This is a genomic window from Streptomyces achromogenes (assembly GCF_030816715.1).
GTDB lineage: Bacteria > Actinomycetota > Actinomycetes > Streptomycetales > Streptomycetaceae > Streptomyces > Streptomyces achromogenes_A.
In genome coordinates, this window is sequence record NZ_JAUSYH010000001.1 from 5,148,994 (window position 1) to 5,169,298 (window position 20,305).

The 20,305-nt window shown below is 72.4% G+C and carries 18 protein-coding genes, 1 pseudogene and 1 riboswitch; of the genes and pseudogenes, 7 read left to right on the forward strand and 12 right to left on the reverse strand.

From position 1 onward, the window contains the following. Nucleotides 1-7 precede the first annotated feature (7 nt). The 4 genes from QF032_RS23180 to fahA all read right to left on the reverse strand — a co-directional run bounded on the left by QF032_RS23180 (nt 8) and on the right by fahA (nt 3,795). Nucleotides 8-235, reverse strand: coding sequence for a 4Fe-4S dicluster domain-containing protein (locus QF032_RS23180; protein ID WP_020130156.1), 228 nt, complete (start codon nt 233-235; stop codon nt 8-10). A 138-nt stretch (nt 236-373) separates the two neighbouring features. Then, entirely contained in the window at nt 374-1,162 is a 789-nt protein-coding gene (locus QF032_RS23185) for a GntR family transcriptional regulator (protein WP_307057318.1), read from the reverse strand. A gap of 142 nt (nt 1,163-1,304) precedes the next feature. After that, nucleotides 1,305-2,243 carry a M56 family metallopeptidase gene (locus tag QF032_RS23190; protein ID WP_307057320.1) on the reverse strand — a complete coding sequence of 313 codons (939 nt, stop codon included), beginning with the start codon at nt 2,241-2,243 and terminating at the stop codon, nt 1,305-1,307. 340 nt (nt 2,244-2,583) lie between these two features. After that, entirely contained in the window at nt 2,584-3,795 is a 1,212-nt protein-coding gene (gene fahA / locus QF032_RS23195) for a fumarylacetoacetase (RefSeq protein ID WP_307057322.1), read from the reverse strand. Nucleotides 3,796-4,248: 453 nt separating this feature from the next. On the opposite strand from fahA, the gene QF032_RS23200 reads away from it, so the two are divergent. Then, nucleotides 4,249-5,073 carry an HAD family hydrolase gene (locus QF032_RS23200; RefSeq protein WP_107442488.1) on the forward strand — a complete coding sequence of 275 codons (825 nt, stop codon included), beginning with the start codon at nt 4,249-4,251 and terminating at the stop codon, nt 5,071-5,073. Nucleotides 5,074-5,082: 9 nt separating this feature from the next. On the opposite strand, the pseudogene QF032_RS23205 reads toward QF032_RS23200, so the two are convergent. Then, nucleotides 5,083-5,566: pseudogene (locus tag QF032_RS23205) on the reverse strand (transglycosylase SLT domain-containing protein). A 4-nt stretch (nt 5,567-5,570) separates the two neighbouring features. Beyond that, nucleotides 5,571-5,772, reverse strand: a riboswitch (cyclic di-AMP (ydaO/yuaA leader). 762 nt (nt 5,773-6,534) lie between these two features. On the opposite strand from QF032_RS23205, the gene QF032_RS23210 reads away from it, so the two are divergent. From QF032_RS23210 to QF032_RS23225, 4 genes are all read left to right on the forward strand, one after another. Continuing rightward, nucleotides 6,535-7,545 carry a polyprenyl synthetase family protein gene (locus QF032_RS23210; protein WP_266727648.1) on the forward strand — a complete coding sequence of 337 codons (1,011 nt, stop codon included), beginning with the start codon at nt 6,535-6,537 and terminating at the stop codon, nt 7,543-7,545. Between the two features lie 265 nt (nt 7,546-7,810). After that, on the forward strand, nt 7,811-9,076 hold the full coding sequence (locus QF032_RS23215; protein WP_307045242.1) for a LolA family protein: 1,266 nt from the start codon (nt 7,811-7,813) through the stop codon (nt 9,074-9,076). Between the two features lie 167 nt (nt 9,077-9,243). Beyond that, nucleotides 9,244-10,218: an ABC transporter ATP-binding protein gene (locus QF032_RS23220; RefSeq protein ID WP_307057324.1), complete on the forward strand. Its 975-nt coding sequence runs from the start codon at nt 9,244-9,246 to the stop codon at nt 10,216-10,218. After that, on the forward strand, nt 10,205-11,287 hold the full coding sequence (locus QF032_RS23225; RefSeq protein ID WP_307057326.1) for an ABC transporter permease: 1,083 nt from the start codon (nt 10,205-10,207) through the stop codon (nt 11,285-11,287). The genes QF032_RS23220 and QF032_RS23225 overlap by 14 nt, the downstream gene beginning before the upstream one ends. A 34-nt stretch (nt 11,288-11,321) precedes the next feature. Here QF032_RS23225 and QF032_RS23230 read toward each other — a convergent pair whose 3' ends face one another. The 3 genes from QF032_RS23230 to QF032_RS23240 form a co-directional block, all read right to left on the reverse strand. After that, complete coding sequence (locus QF032_RS23230) at nt 11,322-11,909, reverse strand: flavodoxin family protein (protein ID WP_307057328.1); 588 nt, start codon at nt 11,907-11,909, stop codon at nt 11,322-11,324. 89 nt (nt 11,910-11,998) lie between these two features. Continuing rightward, a complete protein-coding gene (locus QF032_RS23235) occupies nt 11,999-13,255 on the reverse strand; it encodes an amidase family protein (RefSeq protein WP_307057330.1) in 1,257 nt (418 codons plus the stop codon). A 31-nt stretch (nt 13,256-13,286) separates the two neighbouring features. Continuing rightward, nucleotides 13,287-13,805 (reverse strand): DUF6668 family protein, encoded by a 519-nt coding sequence (locus QF032_RS23240; RefSeq protein WP_307045247.1) that lies wholly within the window; start codon nt 13,803-13,805, stop codon nt 13,287-13,289. A 217-nt stretch (nt 13,806-14,022) separates the two neighbouring features. On the opposite strand from QF032_RS23240, the gene QF032_RS23245 reads away from it, so the two are divergent. Next, the gene (locus QF032_RS23245) at nt 14,023-15,726 is read left to right on the forward strand and encodes a tetratricopeptide repeat protein (protein WP_307057332.1); all 1,704 of its coding nucleotides are present in this window, start codon (nt 14,023-14,025) and stop codon (nt 15,724-15,726) included. A 170-nt stretch (nt 15,727-15,896) separates the two neighbouring features. Here the strand turns inward: QF032_RS23245 and QF032_RS23250 are convergent, their stop codons facing one another. From QF032_RS23250 to QF032_RS23265, 4 genes are all read right to left on the reverse strand, one after another. Then, a complete protein-coding gene (locus tag QF032_RS23250) occupies nt 15,897-16,850 on the reverse strand; it encodes a M28 family metallopeptidase (RefSeq protein ID WP_306949812.1) in 954 nt (317 codons plus the stop codon). Between the two features lie 275 nt (nt 16,851-17,125). Beyond that, on the reverse strand, nt 17,126-17,665 hold the full coding sequence (locus QF032_RS23255) for a VOC family protein (protein ID WP_373430374.1): 540 nt from the start codon (nt 17,663-17,665) through the stop codon (nt 17,126-17,128). Nucleotides 17,666-17,805: 140 nt separating this feature from the next. Then, complete coding sequence (gene rarD / locus QF032_RS23260; protein WP_307057334.1) at nt 17,806-18,756, reverse strand: EamA family transporter RarD; 951 nt, start codon at nt 18,754-18,756, stop codon at nt 17,806-17,808. A gap of 149 nt (nt 18,757-18,905) precedes the next feature. Beyond that, nucleotides 18,906-19,763: an SDR family oxidoreductase gene (locus QF032_RS23265; RefSeq protein WP_307057336.1), complete on the reverse strand. Its 858-nt coding sequence runs from the start codon at nt 19,761-19,763 to the stop codon at nt 18,906-18,908. Nucleotides 19,764-19,859: 96 nt separating this feature from the next. Between QF032_RS23265 and QF032_RS23270 the strand changes: the two genes are divergently transcribed. Beyond that, nucleotides 19,860-20,246, forward strand: a complete 387-nt coding sequence (locus QF032_RS23270) for a winged helix-turn-helix transcriptional regulator (protein WP_307045251.1) — start codon at nt 19,860-19,862, stop codon at nt 20,244-20,246. Nucleotides 20,247-20,305 lie beyond the last annotated feature (59 nt).

The following is a 20,305-nucleotide window of genomic DNA, read 5'->3' on the forward strand; positions in this document are numbered from 1 at the left end:
GGGCCTTTCACCGGAGCAGGTAGGGCATGTTGACCGTGACGGCTCCGGTGGGGCAGCGGGCCGCGCAGGGGCCGCAGTACCAGCACTCGTCGACGTGCATGTAGGCCTTGCCGTTGCTCTCGTCGATGGCGAGGGAGTCCAGCGGGCACATGTCCACGCAGAGGGTGCAGCCGTCGATGCACTTCGACTCGTCGATGGTCACGGGCACGTCGGCCCGCTGGGGTGCCAGGGTCATGGCTGTCTCCGAAAAAGGTCCCGAGAAATTCTGAGAAATCCCGTGCGGCGGCGAACCGATGGGGCCTCGCCGAACGATGAAGGGGTGAGAGCGGGAAGCAGGGCGGACGGCTGGCGGAGGGCGGCGGGAGATGGAAGGTCACAGCGAGCGGTGCAGGCGGCCGCTCATCGAGATGCGGTCGCCGCGGAAGCGGATGAACTCCAGGTCCACCGGGCGTCCGTCGGCGAGGTGGGTGAGGCGTTCGAGCATCAGGACGGCCGACCCGCGCGGCGCCTCCAGTACGGCGGCGGAGTGGGCGTCCGCGTTCACCGCCTCCAGGGTGATCTCGGCGTGGCCGAGGCACTGCCCGGTGAGGGCCTCGAGGAGACGGAAGACGTCGGTGTTCTCCAGATCGGCGCCCAGCAGATCGACGCCGATGTCGAGCGGGACGTAGGTGAGGTCGAGAGAGAGGGGGACGCCGCCCAGGCGGCGCAGGCGTTCGATGTAGAGGACATCGGCGCCGGGCGGGACACGGAGGCGGTCGGCCACCGGTGCGGGTGCGGCGACGGGGCCCATCGTGCGGACCTCGTTCGTGACGTGGCCGTGTTCGTGCAGGGTCTCCGCGAGCCCCATCAGACGGTCCAGCCCATGGGGGTACTTCTGTGCCACGACGATCGTGCCGACACCGGGCAGGCGTTCCACCAGACCTTCGGCCCGCAGCAGGTCGAGGGCCTCGCGGACGGTGTTGCGGGAGGCGCGGTAGTCGGCGGCGAGGGTCGCCTCGTGGGGGAGCGCGCCGGCCGGGAAATCGCCGGTGAGCAGTTGGCGACGGAGGAGGTCGGCGAGCTGACGTGCCTGGTCCGCGCGCAGCCGACGTCGCGCACGGTGGGCGGCGACGGTGGTCGCGCCCTGGCCGACGTGGTCTCGGATGCGGTCGGTGGCTGGCATGTTTTGAACCATACCGACCTACTAGGAAAACAAGTGTTGCCGGAATGTTGCGCCATCTGCGGCAACGTCAGACATGGGCTTGACCTGGGGAAACGGGTGTCCGTCGAGGGAGATCCGCCAGTTCGGGGCGAGATCCGCGAGTTCAGGACAGCGCGGTCAGTCCCGGGGCGAAGGTGATCAGCAGCGGCAGCAGCGGGATCAGCGTGGCCACGGTCGTCGTCAGCGCCCGGTGTCTGCGCAGCAGGCGCGGGGGCGGCTCGAGGAGGCGGTCGACGCGCTCGCCCAGGAGGCGGTGACTCGAGGCGCAGGACAGGACGCCGCGGTGCTGGTTCAGCTCGATCAGGGCCAGCGCCGTGGTCAGGTGCCCGCAGCGGCGTGACGCCGTGTCGTCGGCGGCGAGTTCGACCAGGCGGTGTGTCTGGTCGCAGAAGTGCGAGAAGAGCGGAATGCGGGGGAAGCCGGTGGCAAGGGCGGTGGACAGGTGGAGCAGCCAGTCGTGGTGGGCGCGGGCATGGCCGCGCTCATGGGTGAGGACGGCGTCCAGCTGGTGGGGGGTGAGGCGGTGCAGGGCGCCGGTGGTCACGATCAACTGGGGTGGGTTGCCGGGCATCCACCAGGCGTCCGGGTACTCGTCCTCCAGCACGAGCAATGGGCCCCGGGCTGGCGGCAGGCCCGCAGGCAGGTCGGGGGCGCGTTCGTGCAGGTGGGCCCGTGCCCGGTCACGGCGTCGGCGCGCCTCGACGAGTTCGCGGGCGAGCATGGCGGTGGTCCAGGCGGCCCCGCAGGCCAGCAGCAGGGTCAGGGCCGTCGCCCACAGCGGGGCGGCGGAGAGGTCGTACGCCGCCGTGACCGCCGCCGGGGCGGGCGCGAAGACCCGCGAGCGGACGGTGTGGAAGACGGCCGCGGCACCCAGCACCAGGGCGGTCAGGCAGCACAGCAGGACGGTGGCGACCAGGCACTGCCACACCCACAGCCCCACCACCGGTTCCCGCTCGGGCCAGGCGGAGCGGGTCAGCGCACGCGGGGCCGGCACCGCGGCGGCCAGGCCGACGATGCTCAGCAGGAGCAGGCAGACGGTCATGCCGGGGGCTCCGGATCCTGGTCGGGAAGAGGGCGCGCGCCACACGGACGCGAAGTGCGTGCCGGCGGCGCGCACACGTGCGGCCTGCCACGGGCGGCGGGCCCGGTACGAAGACCGCGCCCGCCGCCAGTATGACGGCGGTTACCCCGGGAGTCAGCCCAAGCCGACGCCCGGATTCGGCCCGATCCACCCTGTCCGGGCGCGGGCTCCGAAGCCGGCCGGCGCACCGGACGCCGTCCCGCACGTCGTCGCCCCGCACGTCGTCCCGCACGTCGTCGCTCCGTCCGTCATCGAGGTCGAGGTTCGGGGCGAGAGCGTGACCGTGACCGTGAGCGGGACCTCACCCGGCGACCACCCGGCCACTGACCTCGCCCAGGCCCACCCGCAGGCCGTCGGGGCCGGGAGCCCACGCCGACAGGGTCACCACATCGCCGTCCTCCAGGAACGCCCTTTTGCCGTCGGGGAGTTCCAGCGGGTCACGGCCGTTCCAGGTGAGCTCCAGGAGGGAGCCGAGCTGGTCCGGGTTCGGTCCGCTCACGGTGCCCGAGCCGTACAGGTCGCCGGTGCGCAGGGAGGCCCCGTTGACCGTGAGGTGGGCCAGTTGCTGCGCGGCCGTCCAGTACATGGCGGAGAAGGGCGGCTCGGAGACGACGTGACCGTTGACCGCGATGGAGATGCGCAGGTCGTAGCCGGCGGGCTCGGCGTGGGAGTCGTCCAGATAGGGGAGGAGGGGGTGGGTCCGCTGCGGGGGCGTCGTCCGGGCCTCGTCCAGAGCTTCCAGCGGGGTGATCCACGCCGACACCGACGTGGCGAACGACTTGCCGAGGAACGGGCCGAGGGGCACGTACTCCCAGGCCTGGATGTCACGGGCGGACCAGTCGTTGAGCAGGCACAGCCCGAAGACGTGTTCACGGTAGTCGGCCAGCGCGACCGGACTGCCCTGCTTCGACGGCACACCGACCACGAAGCCGACCTCGGCCTCGATGTCGAGCCGCACCGACGGGCCGAAGACGGGGGCGGGGTCGGAGGGCGCCTTGCGCTGGCCCGAGGGACGCACCACGTCCGTTCCGGAGACCACGACCGTGCCGGCGCGCCCGTGGTAACCGATCGGCAGGTGCTTCCAGTTGGCGAGGAGCGTGTCGTCGGCGTCCGGGCGGAAGATCGCGCCGGCGTTCCGCGCGTGGTGCTCGGAGGAGTAGAAGTCGACGTAGTCGGCGACCTCGAAGGGGAGATGCAGGGACACCGCGGACAGGGGATGCAGGAGCGGTTCGACGGTGGGGCGGTGAGCGGGGTCGGTGAGCCACTCCGTGAGCAGGCGCCGCACCTGCGACCAGACGGCACGGCCCGCCGCGAGCAGCGGGTTCAGAGTCGGCACCGACAGCAGCTCCGCGTGGGGCGAGCCGAGCGCGCGGGCTGCCGCGCCCGCGTCCAGCACGTGGTCGCCGAACCGGACACCGATGGTCCGACCGATGGAGCCCGAGAGGGAGAACACGCCGTACGGGAGGTTGTGCGGGCCGAAGGGATCGCCCTCGGGAAGGTCGAAGGGGGGCATCGGGTACTGCCTCTCTTTCCTGCACTCTCTGATACTCGCCATGTCGTGGTCACCGGACACCGGGCGGATGTCGCGCGGGTGCGGCGAGCCGGGCCACACGTTACGGCTGACCTGGCGAAAACGACATGGGGGACGGGCCGGCGGGGCGTTTCGGCCCGCGGCGCCCGACGTCCGGCCGTCCGTCCCCGGGCGGTTCACGGTCCGGCCCATGATCTCGAACCGGTGCGTGATCTCGAACCTGCCTGTGATCTCGAACCGGTGCGTGATCTCGAACCGGTGCGGAGGCATTTGACCGCCCGCTCCCCGGCGATGCGTCAGAAAACCGCTTCATTGAGCCAGTCCCGGGACGCGTCAAGACCAGTCACGCAAGGAGAGTTGGCAGAACAGGGCAGGACCTGGACGTCGTTCGCTTCCCGTCGAACCCGGGGGGTGCGGGATCCGTATTCTCTGATCATGGCCGCACCCACCGCATATGCCGCGCGCACCGCGTACTCCCTGATCGCCACAGACCTGGACGGAACGCTGCTTCGCGGCGACGACACCTTCTCCGACCGGTCGCTCGACGCGCTCGCGCGGGTGGCCGCCGCCGGCGCACGCCACCTGGTGGTGACGGGACGGCCCGCGCCCCGGGTGCGACCGCTCCTCGAACGCCTGCACAGCAGGGGACTCGCGGTGTGCGGACAGGGGGCGCAGCTGTACGACGCCGGCGCGGACCGCCTGCTGTGGTCGGTCACCCTGGACCGGGAGCTGGCGGAGACCGCGCTCGGCAAGATCGAGGCGGAGGTCGGGCAGCTGTACGCGGCGGTCGACCAGGACGGCGTCGACGGGCTCACGCTCATCGAACCGGGCTACCGGATGCCCCACCCGACGCTGCCGGCCCTGCGGGTGGGCAGTCGCGACGACCTGTGGTGCGAGCCGATCAGCAAGGTGCTGCTGCGCCATCCCACCCTGTCCGACGACGAGTTGGCGGCGACGGCCCGCTCGGTGGTGGGCTCGCTCGCGACGGTCACCATGTCGGGTCCCGGCACGGTCGAGCTGCAGCCCTGCGGGATCACCAAGGCGACGGGTCTGGCGCTGGCCGCGGAACACCTCGGGCTGCGGCCCGAGGACACCGTCGCCTTCGGGGACATGCCCAACGACATCCCGATGTTCGACTGGGCGGCGCGCGGTGTCGCGATGGCCAACGCCCATCCCGAACTCAGGGCGGTGGCCGACGAGGTGACGACGTCGAACGAGGACGACGGCGTGGCCGTCGTCCTCGAAAGACTCTTTCCGTGAGCCCGGGGGTCAGTAGGCGCCGAAGACGTTGTCGATCGAGCCGTAGCGCGCGGCCGCGTAGTTGCAGGCGGCGGTGATGTTCGCGACCGGGTCGTAGGAGTCCCAGGAGGTGCCCTCGACGTGGTAGGCGCGGAAGGTCGGGTCGATGACCTGCAGCAGGCCCTTGGACGGGATGCCCGCGGCGGCGTTGGAGTCCCAGAGGTTGATGGCGTAGGGGTTGCCAGAGGACTCGCGGATGACGTTGCGGTAGATGCCGTTGTACGTCCCCGGGATGCCGTGCTGCGACATGACCTGGAGGGAGGCGCGGATCCAGCCGTCGAGGTTGTCGGAGTAGCCGAGGCTGCTCGCGGTGGCGACGGTCGGCGTGGTGGCCGCGGAGGCGGTGGTCGCGCCGATGAGCGGGAGCGCCAGTACGGCGAATTCCGGTGCCGGCGACGGCGAGCCTGCGGGCGAGGCGGGAGGTGCGGGTGGAGCGCTGAGCGGCAGCGGGCATGACGAGTTTTCCTCTCCGTCGCCTGCGAGGTGAGCTGTCGGGTTCGGGCGGGAGCTGCCCGGTCGCGTCCTGGCGGACGCGACTTCACCCCAAGCCGTAACGGATCGTCCGAAAAGCTCTGGATGTCCAGAACGTCAGAGCGATGCGCTGCGGCGACCTACCTGGTTCCCCCGCTCCTGCCATGCGTTTCTCGGTGGGTGTTACGGGCGGCGGCAGGATTAGGCGTCCGCCCGACAGGCCGGGAACGTATGCGAGAGCACATGTCCGGAACAAGTACCGGATTCACAGATGACCCCTATTGACCTTGATCTGTGCCGTATGGGGCGCTTGATCCTTTGTGGGTGCAAACCGTCAACTCGCTTGGTGGGGGCGGTGGATCGAGGGGCGGCGGATCCTGCCCGATATGCCGGGGCCAGTGAGCCATGTCACGAGGAATCACAAGACCGACTAATCGGGCATTGGCCCCAAGTCGCTTGTTATGGCGCATGGGAGAGGTGGGCCGTCGTCCGTGGTGTCCCGTTGCGCTTACCGCCGTACACCCCGTTGTTCCGGGAAGGCCTCGTGGTTGTTCCGGGAAGGCCTCGTGTGCGGCATGTTCATGCCGCCGCGACCCGGGGGAGGGTGGCCCAGGGCTGGGCGGACCCAGGGCTGGGACGGGCGGGCGGGGCTCGCCGCCGGGCCGAGGCGGAACCCCCGGTCGGGCGCCGGCCCCGGTGTGGAACATGATTCGGCCCTTCGCGGCAACCCGATGAACATCTCTTCGTATGGGCTGATCGGAAACATCGCGGACGTGATCGGATACGGTCTGGCCCGATGCGCGCACCTCGCGGGCGAGTGCATTCGCCCCCGGGGGACGTGGGGGCTATCGGTGATCGAAACGTGACCGGATACGCTGACTCGAGTGATGGCAGCGACCTATCGACAAACCGCGTAATCGCCAGTAGACACCAGCAGACAGGAGACCCCTCGTGACCGTCGTCGGGCCGTTCGGGCTGAGCGTGCGGGACCAGGCTCTGGAAGCCGATGTCCAGGCCGGATTGGCGGCTGTCGAGGAAGGCTTGCTCGAGGCCACCAAGAGTGAGGTTCCGTTCATCACGGAGGCCGCCCAGCACCTGGTGCGGGCGGGCGGGAAGCGGTTCCGCCCGCTGCTCGTGATGCTCGCGGCGCAGTTCGGGGACAGGCACGCCCCGGGCATCGTGCCGTCGGCCGTGGTGGTGGAACTGACGCACCTGGCCACGCTGTACCACGACGACGTGATGGACGAGGCCGCTGTACGGCGCGGGGTCCCCAGCGCGAACGCCCGCTGGGGAAACTCGGTGGCCGTCCTCACCGGTGACTTCCTCTTCGCGCGCGCCTCGCACATCCTGGCCGACCTCGGTCCGGAGGCGGTGCGGGTACAGGCGGAGGCGTTCGAGCGGCTGGTCACCGGCCAGATCCTGGAGACGGCGGGGCCCACGGACGGACGGGACCCGGTCGAGCACTACCTCGACGTGCTCGGCGGCAAGACCGGTTCGCTGGTCGCGGTGGCGTGCCGGTTCGGCGCCATGATGTCGGGCGCCGACGAGACGGTCGTCGACGTGCTGACGCAGTACGGCGAGCGGCTCGGCGTCGCCTTCCAGCTGGCGGACGACGTGCTGGACATCGCGTCCGACTCGCACGAGTCCGGCAAGACGCCCGGCACCGATCTTCGCGAGGGCGTGCCCACCCTGCCGGTGCTGAGGCTGCGGGAGCGGGCCGCGCGCCTGTCCCTGCCCGAGGACGTCGCGCTGTGCGAACTGCTGGACTCCGACCTGAGCGACGACGCCCGGCTCGCCGAGGCCATCGAGGCCCTTCGGGCCCACCCGGCGCTGGAGCAGGCCCGCCGGGACACCGTGCGGTACGCGAACGACGCGCGGGCCGCGCTGGCGCCGCTGCGCGAGTGCGACGCGAAGGCGGCGCTGATGGAACTCTGCGACGCGGTGGTCCACCGGGCGGGCTGAACCCTCCCCGCGAGTCCCGATCACTGACCGCACCCGCGTCGAGCCGTCGCTACCCCTACGGGTCCGCAGCAGTCCTGGCGCTCCCGTGTCATACCGCAGGTGTACGCGGAGTTGAGCCCTCGGGCTGACGCTTCCGAGGAGTCGATTTGGTCAGATGGGAACCACGGAAAACACCACTCCTCACCGATTCGGGTGAGAATGGCGGCTCGGGGTGGGACGTTCAGCGTGATGACCAGCCGCCGCCGACGACGGAGGTAAGGGACACATGGCACCGAAGGCATCCGACGACACCATGACCGGCGGGGACGCCACCGGCGGGGAGGCCGACGACCTGCGCGTCGGGCGGCGCAAGGCCGTGCGGTACGTCGTTCCGGTCACCGTGATCGGTGTCGCGGCCGCGACGATCGGACTGGTCCCGGCGCTCGCCGACTCCGGCGACCCCGACCTGCCGAAGATCACCGCACAGCAGCTCCTCGACAAGATCGCCGCTTCGGACGTGCAGCAGTTGTCCGGCACGGTGAAGATCACTACGGATCTCGGGCTGCCCGACCTCGGCGGGCTGGAGAGCGGGCTTCTCTCAGGGGCGGCCAAGGGCGACGACGGCTCGGCCGCCGACCCGTCCGCCAAGCTCACCGAACTCGCCTCCGGCACGCACACGTTGCGCGTCGCCGCCGACGGTCCGGACCGGCAGAAGCTCTCGTTGCTGGAGAACGCCGCCGAATACAGCGTCATCCACAACGGCAAGAACGTGTGGGGGTACGACAGCGGGTCCAACGAGGTCTACCACTCCACCGTCGACGAGAGCACGGGCAAGAAGGCGGAGTCCCCCGTTCCCGCGACGCCCAAGGACCTCACCGAGGATGCCCTGAAGGCGGTCGACGACACGACGTCCGTGACCGTCGACGGCACGGTCCAGGTCGCCGGCCGCGACGCCTACAAGCTGCTCGTGAAGCCGAAGCAGTCCGGGTCCACGGTGGGCGCGATCAGCGTGGCGGTGGACGCGAAGACGGGCCTGCCGCTGAAGTTCACGCTGACCCCGGCGAGCGGCGGCGCCGCCGTCGTGGACGCCGGCTTCACCCAGGTCACCTTCGCCAAGCCCGCCGCCTCCACCTTCGACTTCACCGCCCCCAAGGGCGCGAAGGTCACCGAGGGCGACGAGGCGGGCAAGGGCGAAGAGTCCGGCAGGGGTGACAAGGGAGGCAGGCCGGCCCCCGGGCACGGCGGCTCCGACGGCTTCGCCGAGGCCTTCGGCGGCCAGGGCGGTCCCGAGGGCCTCGACGTCATCGGCGAGGGCTGGACCTCGGTCGCCGTCTTCGGCGCCGGCGGCGAGGGCGCTCCCTCGGGAGCAGAGGCAGGCGGCGACCTCGGCGGGTTCCTCGGCTCCCTCGGGGACAAGGTGAGCGGCAAGTTCGGCTCCGGGACCGTCTTCTCCACCCGCCTGATCAACGCCTTGATGACGGACGACGGCAAGGTCTACGTCGGTGCGGTCACCAAGGACGCCCTGGTGAAGGCCGCCGACGCGGGGAAGTGAGGAGCGGCGCGGCCACCGTACGGAGCGTGCACCGCGGAGCAGGTGCGGCGCGGCGCGGCGCGGCGGGCACAGTGCCGTGAGCACGGTGCCCGAGCGCGCAGCAGGCACAGCGCGGCCGGCGCCCTTCGGGTGAGGGCGTCGCGGAGAGGAAGCCGGTGAGGGAGCCCATGGACGACGTCGACGTCGACGTACCCGTCCACGCCGACGACGCCGTCATCCGCACCCGCGCCCTCACCAAGCGCTACCGCGGCGGACAGCTCGCCGTGGACGGCCTCGACCTCACCGTCCCGGCGGGCAGCGTCTTCGGTTTCCTCGGGCCCAACGGCTCCGGCAAGACGACCACCATCCGCATGCTGATGGGGCTCATCGAGCCCACGGCGGGCACGGCGCGCGTCCTGGGGCAACCCATGCCGCGGGCCGTCCGGGCCGTGCTGCCGCACGTCGGGGCCCTGATCGAGGGGCCCGCCCTCTACGGCTTCCTCTCCGGCCGGGACAACCTGCTGCGGTACGACGCCGCCGATCCGACGGCCGACCCGCGCACCCGGCGTGCGCGGGTCGAGGCGACGCTGGACCGGGTGGGGCTGACGGCCGCCGCGGGCAAGAAGGCGAAGGCGTACTCCCTCGGCATGAAGCAGCGTCTCGGGCTCGCGGCGGCCCTGCTGCAGCCCCGCCGGCTGCTCGTCCTCGACGAGCCGACGAACGGGCTGGATCCGCAGGGCATGCGGGAGATCCGTTCGCTGATCCGGGAGGTGGCCTCGGAGGGCACGACCGTCTTCCTCTCCTCACACCTGCTCGACGAGATCGAGCAGGTGTGCACCCACGCGGCGGTGATGGCGCGGGGCCGGCTGATCGTGCAGGGCCCCGTGGCGGACCTCGCGGCGGGGACCCGCGGGCGGCTGGTCGTGACGACCCCGGACCCGGCGGACGCGGCCCGGGTGCTGAAGGAGCAGGGCGCGGCCGACGTCGTCGTCGGCGAGGACCGGGTGAGCACGGAGGCGCCGCCGCCGGACCGCGATCCGGCCGACCTGAACGCGGCGCTGGTGACGGCGGGCGTCCGCGTCCGCGGCTTCGCCGTCGAACGGGCCTCTCTGGAGGACGCGTTCGTGGCACTCACGGGGGAGGGCTTCGATGTCGCGGGCTGAAACGGAACCGGTGGACGACGACCACCGCCCCCGCTCCGCGGAAAGCGACCCGTCCGGCCAGGAGCCGGCAGCGAGCCGTTTCCCGTCCGAGATCCGCTCCCCTTCCCGGACGCGTTCCCCGTCCGAGACCCGCTCCCCTTCCCCCAGCCGTTCCCCCTCCCAGACCCGTTCGCCGTCCCGGAGCCGGACCCCTGCCCGGCTTCCGTCCCGGCCGCGTTCGTGGACCTGGACGCTCGGACTGTTCCGCAGCGAACTGCTGACGACCTTCCGGCGCTGGCGCACCCTCGCCCTGCTGGGCGTGCTGGCGTCCGTGCCGGTCCTGGTCGGGATCGCCGTGCGGCTCGAGACGGGCGACGGCGGGCCGGGCGGCCCCGGCGGCGGGGGAGGGGGTGGCGGCGGACCCGCGTTCATCGCGCAGGTCACCAACAACGGCCTGTTCCTGGTCTTCACCGCGCTGGCCGTGACCCTGCCGTTCTTCCTGCCCATGGCGATCGGCGTCATCGCGGGCGACGCGATCGCCGGCGAGGCGAACGCGGGCACCCTGCGCTACCTCCTGGTCGCCCCGGCCGGCCGCTCCCGCCTCCTGCTGGCCAAGTACGCGACCGTCATGACCTTCTGCCTCGTCGCCACCCTCGTGGTCGCGCTCTCGGCGCTGACGGTCGGGGCGCTGCTCTTCCCGCTCGGCGATCTGACCACGATCTCCGGTACCCGGATCGGCTTCGGGGACGGACTGCTTCGGGCGCTGCTGATCGCCGTGGTCGTCGCCCTCTCCCTGACCGGCGTGGCGGCGCTCGGCCTGTTCGTCTCGACGCTCACCGGCAGCGGCATCGCGGCGATGGCGACGACCGTCGGCCTGCTGATCACGGTCCAGATCCTCGACCAGATCCCCCAGCTCGACGCGCTCCAGCCGTACTTCTTCTCGCACTACTGGCTGTCCTTCGCCGACCTCATGCGCGAGCCGGTCTACTGGGACGACCTGCAGAAGAACCTCGGCCTCCAGGCGCTGTACGCGGCGTTCTTCGGCTCGGCGGCCTGGGCGCGCTTCACGACGAAGGACGTCACCGCGTAGCCGGCACGGGCCTCGACGGCCCCTCCGCGCGCGCTCAGCGGGTCTCGTAGGGGAAGCGGGCGAGCGGGGCGTCCTGTGCGAAGAAGGTCTTCGCCCGTGCCAGCGCGTCGGTGTCGTTCAGGACGTCGCCGGGCTTGCTGCCGTTGCCGAGCAGCACCCCGCCGAAGCGCATCCCCAGGTACGCGGCCGAGTTGCGGAGCGTGCCGACGAGCGGGTCGGCGACCGAGGGCTGTTCGTCGGCCAGCACGGTGACGCCCCACAGGGTGCGCCCGGCCAGCGTCGTCTCGAAACCGAGGCCGGGGGTGCGCAGCCAGCCCGACCAGTGGTCGAGATAGCGCTTGGTCTGCGCGGAGACCGAGTACCAGTACAGCGGGGACGCGATCACGATGTCCGTCGCGGCGAGCGTGGCGTCGAGCAGCAGGGCGGCGCTGCCCTCGGTCGGGCGGACGTGGTCGATGTCGTGGCGCTGGTCGGCGAAGTCGGGCAGGGGGTGCTCGGCGAGGCTGATCCATGTCTGCTCCGCGTCGGACGGCAACTGCTCGGCTGCCGCGCGGGCCAGCGACTCGGTGTTGCCGTCGGGACGGCTGCTGCCCAGCACGAAAAGGACGTTGCGGCGTGTCATGTCTGATCCCCCGGTGATCGGCGTGTGGTGCAGGGTCGGTACGGGAAACAGTATGCGCCTGCATTAAATGTGCACGCAAGTATATACGGTCAGCTCAGGAGGTGCCGGCTCTCGGCGGCCCGGGCGGCGTCCAGCAGCGTCGCCTCGCCGCCGTGGGCCGCGATCATCTGGAGTCCCAGCGGACAGCCGTCCTCGCCGATCCCCGCGGGGAGACTGGTCGCCGGATGACCGCTCAGGTTGAACGCCCAGGTGAGCGCCGTCGAAAACCGGTCACCCGGGCCCTCGTGACCGTGCGCGGGGTTCGGGGTGGTGGGCGTCAGCAGCAGGTCCGCCCGTGCGAAGAACGCGGCCAGCAGCCGGTCGTTCGCCGCACGGACGCGTTCGGCGGGGCCGCGGTCCGCGCCGGGGGTGCGCAGCGCCAGCCAGGCCGCAGCGGGGTCCTCCAGGCGCGGCGGGGTCACTGAGGGCGGCAGCCGTACGATTCCGGCCGCGGCGAGACGCGTCGCGGCGGCCCGGGCCAGGGCGACCGGCTCGGGGTCGGGGCCGGCGAAGCCCAGATCGGGGGAGAAGGCGGCGACGGGCGGATCGGGGTTCGCTCTTTCGGTCATTTCTGTAGCGGTTTCCCGGGCCGTGATCCGCCAGTACGCCGCGGCGTCCGCCGCGTACCGGACGATCACACCGGGCGCCGCCAGCCCCGTACGGTCCCCGGACCGCCCTCCCGTCCGCCCCCGCTCCCGTTTCTGCTCTTGCTCCTGTTCCCGCTCGTACTCGTGCTCGTGGTCCTGTTCCCGCTCCCCGGGCGGTCGACGGGCGTTCGTGGTCTTCAGGCCGATCACCCCGCACCACGCGGCCGGGATGCGCACCGAGCCCGCGCCGTCGCTGCCGGTCGCCAGCGGGACGAGGCCGGCGGCCACCGCTGCCGCCGCGCCCGCCGAGGAGCCGCCGGGCGTGCGGTCGGCACGCCAGGGATTGACCGTCCGGCCGTGGGCGCCGAGTCCCCACGTCTGCCAGGGCGTTTCCGCGCCGGGCACGGCGGTCGCCCCCACCGGCACACAGCCGGCGGCGATCAGCGGGCCCGCCGAACGCAGCCCGTACCGCCCCTTCGCGCCGATGGGCACCCCGGCCAGCGGCAGCCGCTCGCCCGCCGCGATCCGCGCGTCTGTCTCACGCGCCGCTGCACGGGCCCGTTCCTCCCACACCTCGGCGAACGCGCACAGGGAACGGTCGGCCGCGGCGATCCGGCCGAGCGCCTCGCCGACGACGTCCACCGCCGTGAGCCGCCCGGCCCGCACCGCCCCGGCGAGCTCCACGGCCGCAGGCCACTCCCAGGGGCCGGCCGCCCTCATCCCGGGACGTGCCCGGCCGGCCCGCGCCCGCTCAGCGGGCCCGTCCGGCCGCCGCCCCGGTGAGGCGGGACAGCGGCTGGGTCTCGCGCGGCGGGCCGCCGGCCAGGTCGCCGAGCCGCCAGTCCGCCACCCACGGCACGCGGTAGACGTCGATGACCGATTCGATCTCCCGAACCCGCTGGACGAGCGGCCGCGGCAGCCGTCCCGGCGCGTCCGCGACGATAACCACCGCGTCCAGGTCGAGCCCCTGCGGGGCGCCCCCGCGTCGGAACGCCTCCAGCGCGCGCAGGGCGGACTCCAGCCCCGTCGCATGGGTGCGGGCGACCAGCAGGACGGACGGCGGATCGCCGGCGCCGGGCCACCCGCGCCCGCAGTCGTGGCCGCCGTAGACCGCCGCGAGCGTCGTGCTGCCGGCCCCGCCGTGCGTGGCGACCCAGGAGAAGCGCCGGGGCGTGGCGACAGGGGGGTGGGGCGGCGGCACCGGGTCCGGTGCGGGCACCGGCCCGCGGATCCAGATGTCCGGCCCCCGTTGCCCGTCCGTCGTCCACATCCCCGCGTTCCTCCCGGTCGTCGCCGCTCCTCCGGGCCCGCCCGGGTTCCGGCCGGTTCCCGGCGCGGTCCCGAGAGGGGGGCGTGGGTTCCTGGAACGAGGCTGTGACGTCGTGGTGACGTGAGGACCGGGAGCGCTCGGAGAGACTCAACAGTACGTGTACATGTATGCGTACGTGGACGACCGGAGCGTGACGGCGCATCCGAGTGAGGAACCGATGTCTCGACTCAGCCGCGAGAAGAAGCGGGAACAGAAGCACGCCGGCCCCCCGGCCGCCGTGGTGGCGCCGCTCGACGTCCATGTGCGCGGGGGCGCGGGCGGCACGGCGACGATAGGGGGTGTGCCGGTCGCGGCGGTCGACGGCGAGGAGATCCAGCGCGCCGTCCTCGGCCACCTGCACCGCATCGCCCTCGCCACCGGCCACTCGGTCCTCGCCACCGTCCACGACGAACGCATCGGTTACGTCGTCCCCCTGCGCGTGGACCCGGACGGCTCCAGCCACTTCACGGCGGAGCCCCTGCGCACACCGGCGCCCCCGGTCCCGGCGGCCCAGGCACATGCCCCGGCGCCTGCCCCGGCTCCGCCGCTCGCGACTCCGGCCCATGCCCCGGCTCCGCCGCTCACGGCTCCGCCGGTCGTGTCCGAGGACACCCAGGCGACGTCGCGGGGCGGAGCCGCAAGCTCGTCGGTCTCTGGCTCGTCGACATCGAGCTCTTCGGCTTCGAGCTCTTCGGCCTCGAGCGTGTCGGAGCCGGGCTCGCCGGCCCCGTTCGTCTCCGCTCCGGTGAGTTCCGCGCCGGTCGCGCCCGCCGCCCCGGCCGCACCCGCCGTCGTCCAGGAGGGACGGCCGTCCGAGCCCCGGCGGGACAGTGCCACGCACCTCCTGCGCCCGGTGTCCGAGCCGGTGCGGGACGTCACCCCCACGTTCCCCCTGCCCACGGTGCCCGAGGCGGAGGCGGTGGTGGCGCGGACGCCGGTCTCGTACCCGGACCCGGCCCCCACGTACGCACTCCGGGTCGTACCGGAGCCGGTCCCTGAGTCGGCCCCGGAGCCGCAAGGCGCGACGAGTTCCTGGCCGGACTCCGGGGAATTCCCGGGCGACGTTCCGGCACCCGGCACGGTCGCCGCCCCGACCGGCGTGTTCGGCCCGCCCCCGGCGATGGACGAGCAGCCGAACCCGGAAGCCGCGAGCCCGGCCCCGACCGCGCTCCCGGCCCCGGCCCTGACACCGCCCCCGGCACCGAACCCGCCCTCGGTCCCGATTCCGCTCCCGCTTCCCGTCTCCGCCCCTCCCTCCACCCTCACCTCGACCCCCAGCCCCACGCCGCTCGTCCCCGAGGGGCTCATCTCCGTCTCGGGCCTGGATCCCGACCTCAAACCCACCCCCGCCCGGGGCTTCGACGCGGTCGCGGAGGCGGTGCTCGGGGACGACCCCCGCACCCTCCAGGGAGACGGCGGAGCGCCCGCGCTCCTCGCCGAGCCGATCGCCCGGATCAACGAGGCCGTACGGGCGGGCCGGACGGACGTCGCGACCGAACTCGCGGAGCGGACCGTGCTGGAGGCGTCCGGGACGCTGGGGCCGGAGCACCCCGAAGTGCTCCGGCTGCGCGAACTCAGCGCCTACATCGCCTACTTGTCAGGTGACCCGCTGCGGGCCTTCCATCTCTCCCTCGAACTGGCCGGCATCCACCGCCGGGCCGGGGACGGGGAGGGCGCGTACGGCAACGTCCAGAGCGCGGCCGCGGCCTGGCGTGCCGTGCGCGACCCCTTCCAGGGCCTCAACCTGGGGACGGAACTCCTCGGCCTGTGGACGGAGCTCACCGCCGAGGAGGGCCCCGCCGCGGACGACGTCGAGGAGCTGGAGTCGGCCCGCGCGCGCATGCTCCGGCTGGCCGCACGCGCCCGCAGGTCGGGCGGGTAGCGGCCAGGAGCGGGTAGCGACCAGGAGACGCAGCGTGGCCCGGCGCGGGCCGGGCCCCGGTCAGGACGACAGTGCCGGGGCCCCCGTCGGGCACGCCGTCACGAACGCCGTCGGGGAGGCCCTCGGCAAAGCCGTCAGGAGCTCTGTCAGGAACCCCGTCAGGAACCTCGTCAGGAGGACAGCGTCCAGACCGCGTACGCGGCTGCGTCCGCGTTGCGGTTCAGGGCCGTGTCGTCGATGTTGGCGGAGGTGTCGCAGGACGAGTGGTAGCAGCGGTCGAAGGCCCGGCCGGCCGTGCCGCCCCACTTGGCCGCCTGCGCCGCCGTCTTGGTGTAGTCGGCGCCGCTGAACAGGCCGCCCACCGGCACGCCCGCGTTCTTGAAGGGGGCGTGGTCGGAGCGGCCGTCGCCCTCGGTCTCGATCTCCGTCGGCACGCCGATGCCGGCGAAGTAGTCCTTGAAGGTCTTCTCGATGGCCGGATCGTCGTCGTAGACGAAGTAGCCCGGGTTCGGCGAGCCGATCATGTCGAAGTTGAGGTAGCCGCTGATTCGGGCGCGGTTCGTCGAGGACAGGTTGTTGACGTAGTACCGGGAGCCGACCATGCCCAGCTCCTCGGCGCCCCACCAGGCGAACCGCAGGTGCTTGGTCGGCTGGTAGCCGGTCCGGGCCACGGTCAGGGCGAGCTCCAGCACAGCCGCCGATCCGGAGCCGTTGTCGTTGATGCCCGCGCCCGCCGTGACGCTGTCGAGGTGGGAGCCGGCCATGACGACCCGGCCGGTGTCGCCGCCGGGCCAGTCGGCGATCAGGTTGTAGCCGGTGCGCCCGGACGACGTGAACTGCTGGACGACGGTGGTGTACCCGGCGGCGTCCAGCTTGGCCTTCGCGTAGTCGAGCGAGGCCTTGTAGCCGGCCCGGCCGTGGGCGCGGTTGCCGCCGTTGGCGGTGGCTATGGACTGCAGTTGGGCCAGGTGCGCCTTGACGTTGGCCACCGGGATGTCGGGGGCGGCGGCGAGGGGGGCGGGCCCGGGTGCGGGGGCCGCGCCCGCCGTCGATCCTATGGTCAGGAGCATGACAATCGAGGCGGCGCCGGCGGCCGCCGCGCGGCCGGAGACGGGGAGCTTCATGTGGGGGCTCCGAATTCCTCGGGAATCACCGGATCACAGGGATTCCACAGTGAGTGGGGTCCCAGGATGGTGAACTCTCGCTGACTACGCGTCAAGAGCGCCAACGCGACACAGGACGCAGGCTCGGACAAAAGGACGCCGGACCCGGGGCATCGGCGTCCGCGACCCGGCCGCCCCGACGCGGCGACCCGCGCGCGGGGCCCACCGTCCGGCCCAGGGCGTGTTCGACAGTCCGTCTGCGCTTCGGGCGGACGACGCTGCTGCCGAAACACGCCCTATTGCACGCAGAACTCGTTCCCCTCGGGGTCGGCCATGACCACCCACTCACCGGACGGCTCCTTGACCTCCCGCAGCACGCTCGCCCCCAGCGCCGTCAGCCGCGTCACCTCCTCGGCCCGCCGCCGCGCACCGGGGTGCAGATCCAGATGGAGCCGGTTTTTCGCCGTCTTGGCCTCCGGAACCCGCTGGAACAGCAGCCGCCGTCCGAGTCCGGTGCCGCTGTCGGGGTCGTACGGGTCGTCGGGGTGGCGCACGGCGATCAGGTCCCGGAAGGCGGACCGGCCGTGGAACTCCACCGTCGCCGCGCCCGGCAGCGCGCCCGTCTCCAGCAACCGCTCGATGAGAGCGGCGTTGTCCTCGGCCGTGTAGTGCAGCGCCGCGGCCCAGAAGTCGGCCTGCGCGTGCGGGTCGGCGGCGTCGATCACGAGCTTCCAGTGCACGGGCGTGGGCGGCGCGGCCGCGGAGGCGGCCTCGGACTCCGAGGCGGGGGAGGTCGGGGATGCGGCGGAGGACGACGATGCGGGTGTCTGCGTCATGCCGTCCACTCAACCAGCGAGCACGCCGCCGCGCCCGAGGATCGCCCGGAAGGGGGTCCGGTCGTCAGGCGTCCGGTCGTCAGGCGTCTGGTCGTCAGGCGTCTGGTCGTCAGGCGTCCGCGTCGTCAGGCGTGCGGTCGTCAGGCGTCCGCGGGGGCGGGTGTCGCCATCGACGCCTCGGTCACCTCGACGTGCCTCTTCGGGCGGCGCGCGAAGCGCCACGCGTCCGCCGTGAGCAGCACCAGCGCGAGCCAGACCAGGCCGAAGCCGGCCCAGCGCTCGGGCGGCATCGCCTCGTCGAAGTAGACGACGCCGAGCAGGAACTGGAAGACGGGGGCCAGGTACTGCAGCAGACCCAGCGTGGACAGCGGCACGCGGATCGCCGCCGCGCCGAAGCAGACGAGGGGGAGGGCGGTGACGACACCGGTGGAGGCGAGGAGCGCCGCGTGCCCCGTGCCCTCCGTCGCGAAGGTGGCGTGGCCGTGCACGGAAAGCCAGATCAGGTAGGCCAGCGCGGGCAGGAACTGGACGGCGGTCTCGGCGGTCAGCGACTCGACCCCGCCGAGGTTGACCTTCTTCTTCACCAGCCCGTAGGTGGCGAACGAGAAGGCGAGGCAGAGGGAGATCCACGGCGGGTGGCCGTAGCCGATGGTCAGCACCAGCACCGCCGCGAAGCCGACGCCGACCGCCACCCACTGCGCGGGCCGCAGCCGTTCCTTGAGGATCAGCACCCCCATGGCGATGGTGACCAGCGGGTTGATGAAGTACCCGAGGGACGCCTCGACCACGTGGCCGCTGTTGACGGCCCAGATGTAGACGCCCCAGTTCACGGTGATGACGGCCGCGGCGACCACCACGAGCGCCAGCCGACGGGGCTGCCGCAGCAGCTCTCCGGCCCACGCCCAGCGTCGCACCACGAGCAGCGCCACGCCGACGAAGGCGAGGGACCACACCATGCGGTGGGCGAGGATCTCGGTCGCCCCGGCCGGTTTGAGCAGCGGCCAGAAGAGCGGCACGAGGCCCCACATCCCGTACGCCGCGAAGCCGTTCAGCAGACCTATCCGGCCCTCGCTCTTCGACGTCCCGGCCACCACGGGCCCCTCTCTCTCGCGGCAGGCCCTCCCACGTCGGGCATGCGTGGACGACGGTAACGCCGAGCGCCCCCGCCTGTCATGCCCGTATCGCCATACGGTCATGACAGACGGGGGCGGGGTGAGCCGCGTACCCGCGCCGAGGCGCGTCAGCCCTTGAGCGCGACCGCGATCGAGTCGGCTATCGGGGTGGTGGAACGTCCGGTCAGCCGGGACAGGTCGCCGCTGGTGCCGGCCAGCTCGCCCTTCGCGATGGACGCCTCCACGCCGCCCAGGATCGCGGCGAGCGGGCCCGGGAGTCCGGCGTGGGTCGTCAGGATGCCGACGAAGTCGTCGACCGAGACCGCGTTGTAGGCGATCTCCCGTCCGGTCTGCCGGCTCAGCTCGGCCGCGTACTCGGCGAAGCTCCAGGCGGTGTCGCCGCTCAGCTCGTACGTCGTGTTCTCGTGCCCCTCGCCGGTGAGGACGGCCACCGCGGCGGCGGCGTAGTCGGCCCGGGCGGCGGAGGCGACGCGGCCCTCGCCGGCGGCCTGGGTGACCGCGCCGGTCTGCAGCACGGGGGCCAGCTGCTCGGTGTAGTTCTCGTTGTACCAGCCGTTGCGCAGCAGCGAGTAGGGGAGGCCGGACGCGAGGAGAGCCGTCTCCGTGCCCTTGTGGTCGTCGGCGAGGGCGGCGGTCAGCGAGCCGAGGGCGCTGGTGTAGGCGAGGAGGGCGACTCCCGCGGCCTTCGCGGCGTCGATGACGACCTTGTGCTGGCCGACGCGACCCTTGTCGAACTCGTTGCCGGAGATGAGGAGCACCTTGTCGCCGGCGGCGAAGAGGCCGTCGAAGGACTCGGGCGCGTTGTAGTCGGCGACGGCGAGCCTGACGCCGCGGGCGGCGAGGTCGGCGGCCCTGGCCTCGTCGCGCACGACGGCGGTGATCTGCTCTGCGGGAACCTTCTCCAGCAGCTGCTCGACGACGTGACGGCCGAGGTTTCCGGTGGCTCCGGTGACGACGATGCTCATGGCTTCAGACACTCCTGGTGGGGGCTGCGGTGATGCGCTAACCATAGGTGGTGCGCTAACTCAGCGAAAGTACCCACTTTGAAGTAAGGTACTGGCATGGCAGTAAGCACCCAGAGGGCCGACGACACGATGTGCCCGCACCGGCTGGTCCTGGAGCACCTCACCAGCCGCTGGGGCGTCCTCGTGCTGATCCGCCTCCTCGACCGCTCGTACCGGTTCAGCGAACTGCGCCGGGCGATCGGGCGGGTCAGCGAGAAGATGCTGACCCAGACCCTGCAGACCCTTGAGCGGGACGGCCTGGTCCACCGCGACGCCAAGCCGGTGATCCCGCCCCGCGTCGACTACTCCCTCACCGACCTCGGCAGGGAGGCCGCGGAGCAGGTGCGCGCACTGGCCGACTGGACGCACCGGCGCATGCCCGACGTGGAGCAGGCCCGCCGGACATACGACGAGGCCCGGGACCACAGGTCCCGGGCCCGCTAGCCGCTCACCGCGTCGCACGCGCCCATCGCGTACCGCGTCCGATCGCGCATCGCATCGCG

Excerpts from the sequence above, each read along its gene's own strand:
- QF032_RS23265 (WP_307057336.1), bottom strand. The coding sequence starts at position 19,763 with ATGAGCATCGTCGTCACCGGAGCCACCGGAAACCTCGGCCGTCACGTC.
- QF032_RS23245 (WP_307057332.1), top strand. The coding sequence starts at position 14,023 with ATGTCTCGACTCAGCCGCGAGAAGAAGCGGGAACAGAAGCACGCCGGC.
- QF032_RS23180 (WP_020130156.1), bottom strand. The coding sequence starts at position 235 with ATGACCCTGGCACCCCAGCGGGCCGACGTGCCCGTGACCATCGACGAG.
- QF032_RS23250 (WP_306949812.1), bottom strand. The coding sequence starts at position 16,850 with ATGAAGCTCCCCGTCTCCGGCCGCGCGGCGGCCGCCGGCGCCGCCTCG.
- QF032_RS23200 (WP_107442488.1), top strand. The coding sequence starts at position 4,249 with ATGGCCGCACCCACCGCATATGCCGCGCGCACCGCGTACTCCCTGATC.
- QF032_RS23220 (WP_307057324.1), top strand. The coding sequence starts at position 9,244 with ATGGACGACGTCGACGTCGACGTACCCGTCCACGCCGACGACGCCGTC.
- fahA (WP_307057322.1), bottom strand. The coding sequence starts at position 3,795 with ATGCCCCCCTTCGACCTTCCCGAGGGCGATCCCTTCGGCCCGCACAAC.
- QF032_RS23235 (WP_307057330.1), bottom strand. The coding sequence starts at position 13,255 with ATGAGGGCGGCCGGCCCCTGGGAGTGGCCTGCGGCCGTGGAGCTCGCC.
- QF032_RS23185 (WP_307057318.1), bottom strand. The coding sequence starts at position 1,162 with ATGCCAGCCACCGACCGCATCCGAGACCACGTCGGCCAGGGCGCGACC.
- QF032_RS23230 (WP_307057328.1), bottom strand. The coding sequence starts at position 11,909 with ATGACACGCCGCAACGTCCTTTTCGTGCTGGGCAGCAGCCGTCCCGAC.
- QF032_RS23215 (WP_307045242.1), top strand. The coding sequence starts at position 7,811 with ATGGCACCGAAGGCATCCGACGACACCATGACCGGCGGGGACGCCACC.
- QF032_RS23225 (WP_307057326.1), top strand. The coding sequence starts at position 10,205 with ATGTCGCGGGCTGAAACGGAACCGGTGGACGACGACCACCGCCCCCGC.
- QF032_RS23255 (WP_373430374.1), bottom strand. The coding sequence starts at position 17,665 with ATGACGCAGACACCCGCATCGTCGTCCTCCGCCGCATCCCCGACCTCC.
- QF032_RS23190 (WP_307057320.1), bottom strand. The coding sequence starts at position 2,243 with ATGACCGTCTGCCTGCTCCTGCTGAGCATCGTCGGCCTGGCCGCCGCG.
- QF032_RS23270 (WP_307045251.1), top strand. The coding sequence starts at position 19,860 with ATGGCAGTAAGCACCCAGAGGGCCGACGACACGATGTGCCCGCACCGG.
- QF032_RS23240 (WP_307045247.1), bottom strand. The coding sequence starts at position 13,805 with ATGTGGACGACGGACGGGCAACGGGGGCCGGACATCTGGATCCGCGGG.